The 14,619-nt window shown below is 40.5% G+C and carries 13 protein-coding genes; 10 read left to right on the top strand and 3 right to left on the bottom strand.

All coding sequences use genetic code 11. The annotated features are described in order from the left end of the window. Window positions 1–316 precede the first annotated feature (316 nt). The 4 genes from rpsF (at window position 317) to dnaB (ending at window position 3,079) form a co-directional block, all read left to right on the top strand. Window positions 317–706 (top strand): 30S ribosomal protein S6, encoded by a 390-nt coding sequence (gene rpsF / locus FTV52_RS05150; RefSeq protein ID WP_004973153.1) that lies wholly within the window; start codon window positions 317–319, stop codon window positions 704–706. Between the two features lie 11 nt (window positions 707–717). After that, window positions 718–945: a 30S ribosomal protein S18 gene (rpsR, locus tag FTV52_RS05155; RefSeq protein WP_004719336.1), complete on the top strand. Its 228-nt coding sequence runs from the start codon at window positions 718–720 to the stop codon at window positions 943–945. A gap of 9 nt (window positions 946–954) precedes the next feature. Further along, the gene (rplI, locus tag FTV52_RS05160; protein ID WP_004973150.1) at window positions 955–1,401 is read left to right on the top strand and encodes a 50S ribosomal protein L9; all 447 of its coding nucleotides are present in this window, start codon (window positions 955–957) and stop codon (window positions 1,399–1,401) included. A gap of 232 nt (window positions 1,402–1,633) precedes the next feature. Next, window positions 1,634–3,079: a replicative DNA helicase gene (gene dnaB / locus FTV52_RS05165; RefSeq protein ID WP_004973149.1), complete on the top strand. Its 1,446-nt coding sequence runs from the start codon at window positions 1,634–1,636 to the stop codon at window positions 3,077–3,079. 21 nt (window positions 3,080–3,100) lie between these two features. Here dnaB and FTV52_RS05170 read toward each other — a convergent pair whose 3' ends face one another. Continuing rightward, window positions 3,101–3,667: a hypothetical protein gene (locus FTV52_RS05170; RefSeq protein ID WP_026438364.1), complete on the bottom strand. Its 567-nt coding sequence runs from the start codon at window positions 3,665–3,667 to the stop codon at window positions 3,101–3,103. A gap of 466 nt (window positions 3,668–4,133) precedes the next feature. Here FTV52_RS05170 and alr point away from each other — a divergent pair, with 466 nt between their 5' ends. From alr to FTV52_RS05195, 5 genes are all read left to right on the top strand, one after another. Next, complete coding sequence (gene alr / locus FTV52_RS05175) at window positions 4,134–5,210, top strand: alanine racemase (protein ID WP_167846070.1); 1,077 nt, start codon at window positions 4,134–4,136, stop codon at window positions 5,208–5,210. 530 nt (window positions 5,211–5,740) lie between these two features. Continuing rightward, window positions 5,741–6,487 (top strand): beta-ketoacyl-ACP reductase, encoded by a 747-nt coding sequence (locus FTV52_RS05180; protein ID WP_179990153.1) that lies wholly within the window; start codon window positions 5,741–5,743, stop codon window positions 6,485–6,487. Between the two features lie 51 nt (window positions 6,488–6,538). After that, complete coding sequence (locus FTV52_RS05185; protein ID WP_179990155.1) at window positions 6,539–6,883, top strand: phasin family protein; 345 nt, start codon at window positions 6,539–6,541, stop codon at window positions 6,881–6,883. 125 nt (window positions 6,884–7,008) lie between these two features. Next, window positions 7,009–8,781, top strand: coding sequence for a class I poly(R)-hydroxyalkanoic acid synthase (locus FTV52_RS05190; protein WP_167846072.1), 1,773 nt, complete (start codon window positions 7,009–7,011; stop codon window positions 8,779–8,781). Window positions 8,782–8,863: 82 nt separating this feature from the next. Further along, window positions 8,864–10,042 (top strand): acetyl-CoA C-acetyltransferase, encoded by a 1,179-nt coding sequence (locus FTV52_RS05195; RefSeq protein ID WP_179988648.1) that lies wholly within the window; start codon window positions 8,864–8,866, stop codon window positions 10,040–10,042. Window positions 10,043–10,209: 167 nt separating this feature from the next. Here FTV52_RS05195 and FTV52_RS05200 read toward each other — a convergent pair whose 3' ends face one another. Beyond that, complete coding sequence (locus tag FTV52_RS05200; RefSeq protein ID WP_004973138.1) at window positions 10,210–10,809, bottom strand: hypothetical protein; 600 nt, start codon at window positions 10,807–10,809, stop codon at window positions 10,210–10,212. Between the two features lie 398 nt (window positions 10,810–11,207). On the opposite strand from FTV52_RS05200, the gene FTV52_RS14620 reads away from it, so the two are divergent. After that, window positions 11,208–12,206, top strand: coding sequence for a YafY family protein (locus FTV52_RS14620; protein WP_218950447.1), 999 nt, complete (start codon window positions 11,208–11,210; stop codon window positions 12,204–12,206). A gap of 347 nt (window positions 12,207–12,553) precedes the next feature. On the opposite strand, the gene mnmG is transcribed toward FTV52_RS14620, so the two are convergent. After that, complete coding sequence (gene mnmG, locus FTV52_RS05210; protein WP_096900911.1) at window positions 12,554–14,434, bottom strand: tRNA uridine-5-carboxymethylaminomethyl(34) synthesis enzyme MnmG; 1,881 nt, start codon at window positions 14,432–14,434, stop codon at window positions 12,554–12,556. Between the last annotated feature and the right edge of the window lie 185 nt (window positions 14,435–14,619).

Consider the following 14,619-nt stretch of genomic DNA (forward strand, 5'->3'; position numbering starts at 1 on the left):
CCCTCTCCACACTTCAATATTTAAATAATAACAATTTATCTGTCTTTGATTTATTCGTCCTTAATAATTTTCGAATTAAACACTCTAAAAGTTAGTGACATACAAATACAAAGTATAAAATTTAAATTCCAATCATAGATGCAAAATATTACATTCCCTTTTTACCCAAGCCGATCTTTTCTTAGACCAAGCCTTGTATTTACTTGGTAAAAGCTCTAAAATTCACGCTTCGCAATTTTGCGACACAACTTCGGTTGTGACTCCTTGCTTCTGGCTCAATTTAGTCAGGGGCTGCATAAACCGTAAGGAGCTGACAATGCGTCACTACGAAATCGTACTTTTGGTACACCCAGACCAAAGCGATCAAGTTGTGGGTATGGTAGAACGTTACCTAACTCACATCAAAGAAGCTGAAGGTCAAATTCACCGTTTAGAAGATTGGGGCCGTCGTCAATTGGCTTACCCAATTAACAAAATTCACAAAGCGCACTACATTCTTATGAACGTTGAATGTGGTCAAACTACGCTTGACGAGTTAGAAGAATTGTTCCGTTATAACGACGCGATCCTTCGTAGCTTGATCATCCGTCGTGAAAACGCTATCACTGAAGAGTCATTATTGGCTAAGAGTGCTGAAGAAAAACGTGCGCGTAAAGCTCAACGTGAAGAAGCACAACACGCTAACCAAGACTCTGCTGAAGCTTAAGGAGAACATCAATGGCACGTTTTTACCGTCGTCGCAAGTTCTGCCGCTTTACAGCTGAGAACGTTACGTACATCGACTACAAAGATATCGATACACTAAAACAGTACATCACTGAAAATGGCAAGATTGTTCCTAGCCGTATTACAGGTACTAAAGCTCGTTACCAACGTCAATTAGCGCTTGCTATTAAACAAGCTCGCTACTTAGCGTTGATCCCTTACACTGACAATCATAAGTGAGGTTGAGCTGTGGATATTATCTTATTACAACGCATTAAGAACCTTGGTAAATTAGGCGATAAAGTTTCAGTTAAAGCTGGTTACGGCCGTAACTACTTGATCCCTCAAGGTAAAGCAGTTGCTGCAACTGAAGCAAACACTGCTGCATTTGAAGCTCGTCGTGCTGAACTTGAGAAGCAAGAAGCTGAAATTTTAGCTGCTGCTCAAGCACGTGCTGACCAATTGAACGAAGTTAACATCGTAATCACTGCTAAAGCTGGTGATGAAGGTAAACTTTTCGGTTCTATCGGTACTCGTGACATCGCTGACGCGTTAACGAATGCTGGTCTTGAAGTTGACCGTGCAGAAGTTCGTTTACCAAACGGTGCGCTTCGTCACACTGGTGAATTCAACATCGCAATCCAATTGCACCATGATGTTGTTGCTGAAGTTCTCGTTACTATCGTATCTGAGTAATTTGCTGCAAAAGAAAAGAGCATGCCTAATCGCATGCTCTTTTTTTGTCTTTAGAATATACGATTAGTACAATTTTCCTAAATCGTCCTGCACGCTTTGACTTATCCTTCGCCAAAATCTACTCGCTTTTTTTTCTAGAGGGCGTATCATCGGGAAGTGGAAAGAATATGAGTTTCAAATTCTATCCCCGTGCATTATTCAGCATTTACTGTTTTAAAAATCAGGGATTTATATGTCACAGGCGACTGCTAGCGCAAAGCAACATACTGCAAAGTCTGATCTAAAACCAAATGAGAACAGCCCGCTTAAAGAGTTTCGTACCCCACCGCATAACTTAGCCATCGAACAAGCTGTTTTGGCTGCGTTGATGACTGTAGCCGAATCTTTTGAACAAGTGGGTGATGTGCTACAAGAATCTGATTTTTACGCGACACGCCACAAATATATTTTCCGCGCCATTGATTCTTTGTCTAAAGAAAACTCACCTTATGATGCCGTATTGGTGAATGACTGGCTGATTAAACAAAATTTACTTGAAGCTGCAGGCGGGGAAGAATACTTAATGCAGCTCATGGCAGACTCGCCTTCTAGTTTTTATAACCTAGAAACCTATGCCACGAAAATTAAAGAATTCTCAACCCTCAGAAACATGATTAAAGTCAGTTCTGAAATTTTACAAAATGCCTATGACACCAAAGGTCGTAGCGTAAGTGAAATTTTAGACTTGGCCGAAACCAATATTTTCCAAATTGCCGAACAACATAATAACAATGCCAAAGCACAAGGCCCAAAAGCCATTTCGAGCGTGGTTGCCGATGTATTCGACAAACTTGATGAACTTTCTAAAATGGAAGGTAACATCACAGGCTTAACCACAGGCTTTGTGGAGTTAGATAATAAAACTTCGGGCATGCAAGCGGGTGACTTGATTATTGTCGCTGCGCGTCCATCTATGGGTAAAACCACCTTTGCCATGAACTTGGTCGAAAGTGTTTTGTTTAACAATGATTTGCCTGCCCTTGTCTACTCTATGGAAATGCCTGCAGACTCAATCGCAATGCGTTTAATTTCTGCATACGGCAAAGTGCATCAAGGGAATTTACGTTCAGGTAAACTCAGTGGCGATGAATGGTCAAAAGTCACAGGCACGATTTTACAACTGCAAGAAAAGCATTTGTATATTGATGACTCATCTGCCCTGCCGCCTACGGAAGTACGTGCACGTGCGCGACGCATTGCCAAACAACATGGCGGTAAAATTGGCTGTATCATGGTCGATTATTTGCAGTTAATGAAAGTCCCAGGCATGGGCGATAACCGTGTCGGCGAAATCTCAGAAATTTCACGTAGCTTAAAAGCCTTGGCCAAAGAGATGAACTGCCCTGTGATTGCTTTGTCACAGCTCAACCGCTCATTAGAGAACCGACCTAATAAACGCCCTGTGATGTCTGACTTGCGTGAATCTGGTGCAATTGAGCAGGATGCGGACTTAATCATGTTTATTTACCGCGACGAAGTTTACAATAAAGAATCTAAAGAAGCAGGTACTGCCGAAATTATTATTGGTAAACAGCGTAACGGCCCAATTGGTACGGTACGTCTTGCTTTTGAAGGGCAATATACGCGTTTTAGTAACTTATCTCCTGAGTATTATGCTCAGTATGATGATGAAGAGTAATGCTTGCATTGCTCTTTTTTATTAAAACCATGTTTTAATCTGACTTATTAACTTTGCCCACCATAGTTTCCAACTTGAGAGTAAATTATAATCTTGACTATTTTCTTCCATTTCAAGTGATGGAAATGCTTTATTTAATTGCTTGCATGTCGGATACTTTTGTTGCAGTTGCGCCAAATAATGTGTCTGATCATAGTCTATAAAACCATCTAAAATCCCAACCTCTGATCTATCGACTGTAGAACAATTTGAGGTCTGCTTATTCCAAGCTAAAAATGGGACAATCGGTTTAGATAAAACAAGCTGGTCATTCTTACAGTTTAATGTTGCAAATGAAACTACTTGATATTGCTGGGGTTTAGCACCATCTGGTGCATAAGCTAAACCAATAATTAATTGGTTTTTAGCTGTACTTTTACCTGAAAATCCACTGTACCATTGAGTAGGCTTTTTATATTTAACCTCATCTAGTATTGAGCGAAAAATAAATTGACCTGAACTGAGTTCAAAAATGAAGTCTGAACTCTCCTGTACTGCCAGTGAACCTTGGTAACGGGCAATAAAAACGTCATTGGGTGAATGTGGCATACAAGCCATAACTGACTGACAAAAAAATAAAGTACTCCATCCCAGATAACAAAATATTTTCATCATTTATTCAACATATCCAAGTTTAAAATGCATTGTTTAATCTCTCTTTGAGTTCATTTAAATTACGAACCCACTCTCCACAATCATCTGAATCTTGCCATAACTCGTACAGTTTAGAATTTCCTGAGTGAGAGCATCTAACACCATAATAGCTTTTAGAACGTATAGTTTTATATGAAAAATAAAGCCTGAAACTTTTACAAATTATTTGCAATCAATAACCTAATAGATTTTTCGATCTTAAGTTAATTTATGATCAAAAACTTAAATGTTCATGTCTATTTGAGGTTGATAGGTCTACAATAGTGAATATTTTTAAATAGAACTATTTTTAGTATTTATTTATCACTCCACAGTGTATCTAACACAAATTACCAATTGTCATTCCCAAGGAGTAACGAGGGTGCGCCAAGCAACAGTTTATATTGACAGTCAGGCACTGCAATATAATTTAAACCGTGTCAAACAACTTGCCCCAACAGCGAAAATTGTTAGCATGGTCAAGGCCAATGCTTACGGACATGGTGTAAAAGACTGCTTAGCAGCCTTAAAAGACAGCGATGCCTTTGGTGTCGCTTGCGTTGAAGAAGCCTTAGAAATTCGTGAATTGGGATATACGCAGCCCATCACCCTGATTGAAGGTGTTTTTTCTGCCGATGAAATGCAAAGTGTGTTAGCACACAAATTAGAATGTGTGGTGCATCATCAAGCACAGCTCGACTGGCTGCTACAACATAAAGCTGATTACATCACACAAGGCTTAAAAGTCTGGGTCAAACTCAACAGTGGCATGAATCGTTTAGGTTTTAAAATTCCTGAAATTATTGATGTGATTCACATGCTCAAAGCCGAAGGTTTTACCTGTGTGTTGACCATGCATTTTGCCAATGCCGATGGTGATCATGCTTTAAATGATCAACAAGTCGCGCAATTTTTGCATGTCAAAGACAATTGCAGCCCTATTCTTGCTTCTTGCTGTAACTCTGCTGCAATCTATCGTTATCCCGAATTGCATTTTGATTATGTACGCCCAGGCATTATGCTTTACGGTGCAACGCCTTTTGCCGCACATAATGTGCATACACTCGACTTAAAGCCTGTGATGACTTTAAGCGCAGAAGTGATCGCACTAAATGAAATTGATGCAGGCGAACACGTCGGCTACGGTTCAACCTTTACTGCAGAACAAGCCATGCAAATTGCGATTGTTTCAATTGGCTATGGCGATGGTTATCCACGTACATTTGTGCAGCCAAATTTTGTTGCGATTGGTACAAAATTAACGCCTGTACTTGGTCGTGTGTCTATGGATATGATTGCCATTGATGTCACAGGTTTAGACGTTGAATTAGGCACACAAGTTGAACTATGGGGCAAACACCGTTTGGTGGATGATGTTGCCACAGCCAATGGTACGATTGGCTATGAGTTGTTGTGTCGTTTAAGCCCTCGCCCACAGCGCAAGGCAACCAGCATTTAACTTTCTTTTTTCGATCTGTTGCATGTAGCAGTTTTGCTGCATGCAATCGTCTAAGCCATTCTCTTTTTCTTTCTTATATTTTTCTTTTCGCTTTTTATTTTCTTAAATTCACTGTATTTCCATTCATATTGATAAAAATTTGTGGTCACCCACATTTGCATTTAGCGCTTTACAGTCATCCAAATATTTAGCTGAAAATCACACTCAAAATCTCAAGAAAAAACAATATGCTCGCGCACTGTCTTTAAACTGCCACATCGCTTCAAATTCATGGATTAATCACATTTCACCAGTTCTCAGAAGTTTGTGCTGCGCGCTACGATGAATCAATGACTTCACGACTATTTAAGCCATTTATAAAAGCATCCACATGATAAGAAAATAATCTATTACCAATATTTGTTTACTTTTGACTTCAAAGCATCATCAAACTGCAGCCTCTTTGAAATATAAAACGCTTAATTTCTAAACAAGAATAAAGAGGAAAAACTCCTTAATTTTTATAACCTTATTCTGCTTAGGAAAAGAATATGTCTGAACAAAAAGTAGCTTTAGTGACGGGTGCATTAGGTGGTATTGGCAGTGAGATTTGCCGTCAACTGGTTACAGCAGGCTATAAAATTATTGCAACGGTTGTACCAAGAGAAGAAGATCGCGAAAAGCAATGGCTTAAAGACGAAGGCTTTACAGAAAGTGATGTGCGCTTTGTTTTAACCAACTTAAATGAGCATGAAGCGGCTACAGCAGCCATTCAAGAAGCAATTGATGCTGAAGGTCGTGTAGATGTGTTGGTCAACAATGCTGGTATTACCCGCGATGCAACTTTCAAAAAAATGAGCTATACGCAGTGGTCTGAAGTGATTGAAACCAACTTAAAAACACTTTTTACCGTGACTCAGCCTGTATTTAACAAAATGTTAGAACAAAAGTCTGGTCGCATTGTGAACATTAGTTCGGTGAACGGTTTAAAAGGTCAATTTGGTCAAGCCAACTACTCTGCAACTAAGGCAGGCATCATCGGCTTTAGCAAAGCTTTGGCGCAAGAAGGCGCACGTTCAAATATCTGCGTGAACATCGTTGCACCAGGTTATACCGCAACCCCGATGGTCACAGCCATGCGCGAAGAAGTAATTAAAAGCATTGAAGCACAAATTCCTCTGCAACGTCTTGCCGCCCCTACCGAAATTGCGGCAGCAGTTATGTATTTAGTGAGTGATCATGCTGCATACGTAACAGGCGAAACCTTATCAATCAACGGCGGCTTATACATGCACTAAGCGTGTAACACCTCATTTTAATCTACAAGTTTATTTACTGGAGTGACACCCATGCTATACGGCGACTTATTTTCAAACATGAATGCTCAATACAAAAACGTGTTTGAACCGTACACCAAATTCAACAGTATAGTTGCAAAAAATTTTGCTAACTTAACCAACCTACAATTAGAAGCAGCACGCAACTATGCCAACATTGGTTTAGCAAAAATGTTTGCCAATAGCGAAGTGAAAGACATGCAAAGCATGGTGAACTGCACCACCAAGCAATTAGAAACTATGAACAAACTCAGTCAGCAAATGATTGAAGATGGCAAAAAATTAGCAACACTGACTTCAGAATTCAAAGCAGAATTTGAAAAGTTAGTCAGCGATTCAATGCCAAATAATAAATAAACACTGCTCTGAAAACCATGCGTTATCAGGACGAATGTTACGGGGAAGTGTGAAAATTTCCCCGTTTTAGTTTCAGCCTTGCACTCAATTTGATTGCTAAAAGCCATGTGCTATGGAGCGATGAAATGAAACAGAACTCATTTCAATTCAAAGAAAATATATTACAATTTTTCTCTAGCCACGATGATATCTGGAAAAAACTACAAGAATTTTATTATGGGCAAAGCCCTATTAATGACGCCTTAACACAGCTCAACAAAGAAGATATGTCTATGTTCTTTGAAGCTTTGTCTAAAAATCCAGCACGCTTGATGGAAATGCAATGGAGCTGGTGGCAAGGTCAAATGCAAATCTACCAAAATGTGATGATGCGCAGTGTGGCAAAAGACATCGAACCATTCATTCAACCTGAAAGTGGTGATCGTCGTTTTAACAGCCCATTATGGCAAGAACAACCCAATTTTGACCTGTTATCGCAGTCTTATTTGCTGTTTAGCCAACTGGTACAAAATATGGTGGATGTCGTAGAAGGCATTCCAGACAAAGTGCGTTACCGCATTCACTTTTTTACCCGTCAAATGATTAATGCTTTATCACCAAGCAATTTTCTTTGGACTAACCCTGAAGTGATTCAGCAAACCATTACCGAACAAGGCGAAAACCTTGTCCGTGGTATGCAAATTTTCCATGATGATGTGGTCAATAGCGGAAAATATTTATCTATTCGCATAGTCAATAGTGACTCTTTTAGCTTGGGTAAAGATTTAGCCTATACACCAGGCGCAGTGGTCTTTGAAAATGAAATTTTCCAGTTGTTGCAATATGAAGCAACGACAGAAAATGTATATCAAACCCCGATTCTAATCGTGCCGCCATTTATTAATAAATATTATGTGCTGGATTTACGCGAACAAAACTCATTGGTGAACTGGTTACGTCAGCAAGGTCATACGGTCTTTTTAATGTCTTGGCGTAACCCAAATGCTGAACAAAAAGAACTCACTTTCGCTGATCTGATCACCGCAGGTGCGGTTGAAGCTTTGCGTGTTATTGAAGAAATTACAGGAGAAAAAGAAGCCAACTGTATCGGCTATTGTATTGGTGGTACTTTACTTGCTGCAACGCAGGCTTATTACGTGGCAAAACGCCTGAAAAGTCATGTGAAATCTGCCACGTATATGGCAACCATTATCGACTTTGAAAACCCAGGCAGCTTAGGCGTATTTATTAATGAACCTGTGATTAATGGTTTAGAAACCTTAAATAATCAATTCGGTTATTTTGATGGTCGCCAATTGGCAGTTACGTTCAGTTTGTTACGTGAAAATACCCTGTACTGGAACTACTACATCGAGAACTATTTAAAAGGCAAAGAGCCTTCAGATTTCGATATTTTGTATTGGAACAGCGACGGCACCAATATTCCTGCCAAAATTCATAATTTCTTATTGCGTAATTTGTATTTGAATAATGAATTGATTTCACCAAACGCAGTGAAAGTAAACGGTGTTGGACTCAACCTTTCTCGTGTCAAAACACCAAGCTTCTTTATTGCAACGCAGGAAGATCATATCGCACTTTGGGATACAAGCTTCCGTGGTGCAGATTACTTAGGCGGTGAATCTACACTGGTACTTGGTGAATCTGGACACGTGGCAGGCATTGTGAATCCGCCAAGTCGTAATAAATACGGCTGCTATACCAACTCTGCCAAGTTTGAAAATACCAAGCAATGGCTAGATGGTGCAGAGTATCATCCTGAATCTTGGTGGCTACGCTGGCAGGCTTGGGTCACACCGTATGCAGGCGAACAAGTCCCTGCCCGCGCCTTAGGTAATGCGCAATATCCAATGATAGAAGCAGCACCAGGTCGCTATGTTTTGGTAAATTTATTTTAATCAGTCATATAACAACAGCAATGCACATGCTATATATCATGTGCATCCACAGAAACGTAAACATAAAATTTAAGGATATAAAATGAAAGATGTTGTCATTGTTGCTGCAAAACGTACTGCAATTGGTAGCTTTTTAGGTAGTCTCGCTTCTTTATCTGCACCACAATTGGGGCAAACAGCAATTCGTGCAGTCTTAGACAGTGCTAAAGTACAGCCTGAACAAGTCGATCAGGTGATTATGGGTAACGTACTCACTACAGGTGTAGGACAAAACCCTGCACGTCAAGCCGCAATTGCTGCAGGTATTCCTGTACAAGTGCCTGCATCAACGCTAAACGTGGTGTGTGGTTCGGGATTACGTGCCGTACATTTGGCTGCACAAGCGATTCAGTGTGATGAAGCAGAAATTGTAGTTGCTGGTGGTCAAGAATCAATGTCACAAAGCGCACATTATATGCAGTTGCGTAACGGTCAAAAAATGGGGAATGCCCAGTTGATCGACAGTATGGTGGCTGATGGTTTAACCGATGCTTATAACCAATATCACATGGGTATTACTGCAGAAAATATTGTAGAAAAGCTTGGTTTAAACCGTGAAGAACAAGACCAATTGGCACTGACTTCACAACAACGCGCGGCTGCAGCACAAGCGGCTGGTAAATTTAAAGATGAAATTGCAGCTGTAAGCATTCCACAGCGTAAAGGTGACCCAATTGTATTTGCTGAAGATGAATACATCAAAGCCAATACCACCCTTGAAAGCTTGAATAAATTGCGCCCTGCGTTCAAAAAAGATGGCAGCGTAACCGCAGGCAATGCTTCTGGTATTAACGATGGTGCAGCAGCAGTGTTGATGATGAGTGCAGACAAAGCTGCAGCATTAGGCCTACAACCTTTAGCACGTATTAAAGCCTATGCAATGTCGGGTATTGAGCCTGAAATTATGGGTCTTGGCCCTGTTGAAGCGGTAAAGAAAACCCTGAATAAAGCAGGCTGGAGCTTAGATCAGGTCGATTTAATTGAAGCCAACGAAGCCTTTGCCGCACAAGCACTAGGTGTTGCCAAAGAATTAGGCTTAGACCTAGATAAAGTAAACGTGAATGGTGGCGCAATTGCCCTCGGTCACCCGATTGGTGCTTCAGGTTGCCGTATCCTCGTGACGTTACTACACGAAATGCAACGCCGTGATGCGAAAAAAGGCATCGCAACGCTTTGCGTAGGCGGTGGTATGGGTGTTGCACTTGCGGTTGAACGCGACTAAGTAACCGAGCCGAAAGTACTGCACGAGTCAAAGCTATTGAATTTGATAGCTGTTCAAAGCCAGTAATAAGTTAAGACATAATGGGAGCTTCGGCTTCCACTATTTTTTTAACTACACAGAGCTTAAAATAATATTGTTGTCGATTAATTTGACATGACAAGTTCTGCTTAATCCACCGAAAGTAAGTGCTGAATATGATCACTAAAGTGATAAAAATGCATGGTATCGGGTTGCTGTTTCAGCTGTTGCCATGCGTCTACAAACGACGTCCAACCTAAATCTTTTAGGCATTGCACAATCATTTCCAATTGCGACAAAGTCTTTTCAGTCGATTGTTTTAACCGAATTTGTCGGTCTAATTGTTCAATTTTTTGCCCCAATTGGAAAAATAAATATATCTGCTGTGGTTCTGCATCTAATAGTGCTTCGCAGTCTTGTACCACATCACAAATATAACTCGCGTTATCGCACGCATTTTGAATACATTGCTGTAATTCAACATAAGTAGCTTTAGAAAACACCTGTGCCAAGTTTTGAATTTTTGTCCGTGTTTGCTCAAACTGCATCGCAAATGAAGCAGGCTGTTCTTCGTTTAAAATCAATTCATTTAAAGAAGCTGCATCAAATGCAGGCAAACAAAAGGCATGTGCATAAGTCAAAGCAGCATCATTTTGTTTAAATGGAAATTGCTGACATACATATTGAATACGGGTTAAATATCGGGCTAACCAAAAAATTTCTCGCGCATCGCTGCTAGATAAATTCACGGTTGTTTCATCCTCCTAACTCTAAGGTCTGTTGATAATTCATCGCGATAAAGCACCTCAATCGCCTTGCCCAATTAACCTACAGCACTCATCCACTCAGACCGCTTTTATTTACATAAACCTGTATCTACCATACAAAACAATGACAGGTTTTCACTTAAACACAACTATTCAATCTTGCTTTTCTAATTGATCCAATTATGGCTTGAGGTCATAGTTTCTGATTCACTTCTATTATTTGATTAACTTTGCCCGTCCAAATTTTGTGATATTTACTGCAAAATCTGCGGTTATATTTTGCCCTTTTTCAGTAAAAAACTTGCTAATCATTCCGAGTTTTCTTATTGTGTGGAAGAACAAGTTTTCATCCGTATGAATTGACCTAGTAAATATTGAATATGTCTATACAAGAAAAAGAAACATCGAATAGTTTATATCGCCAATGGCAAATTTTATCGCGCCTTTCTACAGGTAAATGGATGGGCACACGTGAATTACACGATGTCCTGCAACGTGAAGGTATCGACATTAGTTTGCGTACGATTCAACGTGACTTAAATCAAATTTCTCAGCGCTTTCCAATTGAAAGTAATGGTACCGTACCACAAGGTTGGCGCTGGCGTTCAGATGCACCGATTCAAAGTTTACCGCACATGACCAGCTCTCAAGCGGTAACGTTTATGATGGTCGAGGAACATTTAAAACATCTGCTGCCGCCAAGTTTGATTGAAGAAATGAACCCATGGTTTGATTTGGCACGACGCAGTCTATCGACCCAAAACAATGTCCGCCAATGGATTAATCGTGTGCGAATTGTGCCTGCAACACAACCTTTAATTCCACCAGTCGTAGACCGCAATGCACAACAGGCGATATATGAAGGCTTGCTCCAAGACAAACAACTAGAATGTATTTATCAATCACGCAGCAATTCAGGCGAAGAAAAAACTTATGTGCTGAATCCTTTGGCTTTGGTGCAAAAAGGTGCGGTGATTTATTTAATCTGTACTCGATTTGACAAAACCGACATTCAAACCTTTGCCCTGCATCGTTTTAAAGCAGCCAAAGTTTTAGATTCACGCGCCTTGCATCCTGTTAATTTTGATATTGATGCCTATATTGAATCTGGCGAATTAGGTTTTAGAGTCGATTTCAGTAAAGCTACTGAAAATATTCAGCTCAAACTTACCATGCAAAAAGCTGATGCCATATACTTCGATGAAAGCGAATTAAGCAAAGATCAAACTATGGAAACACTGGAAAATGGTAATGTGTTGGTGACTGCCACTGTGCCGTTTACCTCACAATTGGTTTGGTGGTTGCGTAGTTTTGGTAAAAAGCTAATTCAGATTGAACCTGTAGAAGTTGCCAATGCGGTGCATCAAACTCAGGAATAAAAAAGCCCCAAATATATTGGGGCGATAGCATTATCGTTCTCTTTTAAATCAAATTATTGTGATTGCTGATTGAAGTTAAAATTAAAATTGACTCGGCATCGTTCAGCGTGGGCATGCCAGTTCAGCTGTACTATAACGAATGCTTTTTAAAGTCATATTTTGCTCCTATCTATGTTGATAAGTGTCACTTTAAATGCTCCTGATCTAGCTGTGAAATCATAAGATATGCAGTCGAAATCAGATTTATTCTTATACGCAACTTCTTCTTTGCTTAGCATCTGATTTACTTTGGCGCATAAAAAAGCCCGCAATTTAAATTGTGGGCTTCTTCATCAATCCATCAAACCTTAAGCAGATTTACGTGACTGTGCATTTTTACGAATGGTGATCATCACCAATTGAACTGCGGCAGGTGTCACACCTGGAATACGACTGGCTTGTGCCAAAGTTTCAGGCAAAACATGCTTCAATTTTAGCGTGATTTCACGCGATAAACCTGACACTGCATCATAATCAAAATCGGCAGGGATTTTGGTTTCTTCCAAGCGTTTTAATTGTGCGACATCTTCATGCTGACGGTTGATATAACCTGCATATTTCACTGCAATTTCAATTTGATCGCCCACTTGTGCAGAAACGTCTGAACCCGTTAATTCTGCGATTTGCGCAAAACTGATATTTGGACGTTTTAACAGATCAATCGCAGAACATTCTTTGGATAAATCTGCACCTGTCATTTCAACAAATTTTTTACCCATTGGGTTGTTTGGTGCAGCCCACAAATGTTGTAAACGCCCTGTTTCACGTTCTACTGCTTCCATTTTTTCACAGTAAGCTGCCCAACGAGTGTCATCCACCAAACCAAGCTCACGACCAATTGGCGTCAAACGCTGATCGGCATTATCTTCACGCAACATCAAACGGTATTCCGCACGTGAGGTAAACATGCGGTACGGTTCTTTGGTACCTAGCGTGATCAAATCATCAACCAATACACCAATATAAGCTTCGTCACGTTTTGGTGTCCATTGTTCCTGATCCCAAGCGCGACGTGCCGCATTCAAACCAGCTAACACACCTTGCGCACCCGCTTCTTCATAGCCAGTCGTACCATTAATTTGACCTGCAAAATACAAGTTATTAATGGCTTTGGTTTCCAAAGTGAATTTCAAGGCTTGTGGATTGAAGTAATCATATTCAATCGCATAACCTGGACGCAAAATATGCGCATTTTCCATACCACGAATTGAACGAACTAACTCGAACTGCACATCAAACGGTAAAGAGGTTGAAATCCCGTTTGGATACAATTCATGTGTATCTAAACCTTCAGGCTCCAAAAATACCTGATGCGAGTCTTTATCAGAAAAACGGTGAATTTTATCTTCAATCGATGGGCAGTAACGTGGGCCAACACCTTCAATCACACCTGTATACATCGGTGAACGATCTAAACCACCACGAATAATTTCGTGAGTACGTTCATTGGTATGGGTGATATAGCAGTTCACTTGTTCAGGGTGCATCGACACATCACCCATGAATGACATGGTTGGTGATGGGAAATCACCTGGCTGCGGAATCATGACCGAAAAATCGACTGAGCGTGCATCAATACGTGGTGGCGTACCTGTTTTTAAACGCCCAACAGGCAAATTTAATTCACGTAAACGTGCCGCCAAAGCAATTGATGGAGGATCGCCTGCACGACCACCGCTCGATTTTTCTAAACCGATGTGAATCACACCACCCAAGAATGTACCTGTGGTCAATACCACGGTTTTCGCATCAAAACGAATCCCCATTTGAGTGACTACACCTTTTACAGTATCGCCTTCTACAATCAGGTCATCGGCTGCTTGTTGGAAAATATCTAAATTGGCTTGGTTTTCTAAAGTGGCGCGAATCGCAGCTTTAAAGCGAACTCGGTCTGCCTGCGCACGTGTTGCACGAACAGCAGCACCTTTACGCGAGTTTAAAATACGGAATTGAATCCCGCTTTTATCGGCAGCCAATGCCATTGCGCCGCCTAAGGCATCAATCTCACGTACCAAATGTGACTTACCAATCCCGCCAATTGCAGGGTTACAGCTCATCTGCCCTAAAGTCTCAATGTTATGAGTTAAGAGTAAGGTTTGACGACCCATACGTGCTGCTGCAAGCGCCGCTTCGGTGCCTGCGTGACCGCCACCAATAACAATGACATCGTAAACTTTAGGATAGTGCATAATGGTCAATGAGAGATAAAAAATAAAGACGGAATATTATAGCAAAACTTGTGGCATAAGTTGACAGATTCAGTCGATTTTATTGGCTTAACCGCGCTACAAAATTAATATTTTGTAATCCAAATTTGCATTTTTACTGTACATAAAAACATTTAGACCTAAAAATTAACCAGATCACCGTTGTT

The sequence above is a fragment of the Acinetobacter sp. YH1901141 genome (assembly GCF_013416935.1).
GTDB lineage: Bacteria > Pseudomonadota > Gammaproteobacteria > Pseudomonadales > Moraxellaceae > Acinetobacter > Acinetobacter towneri.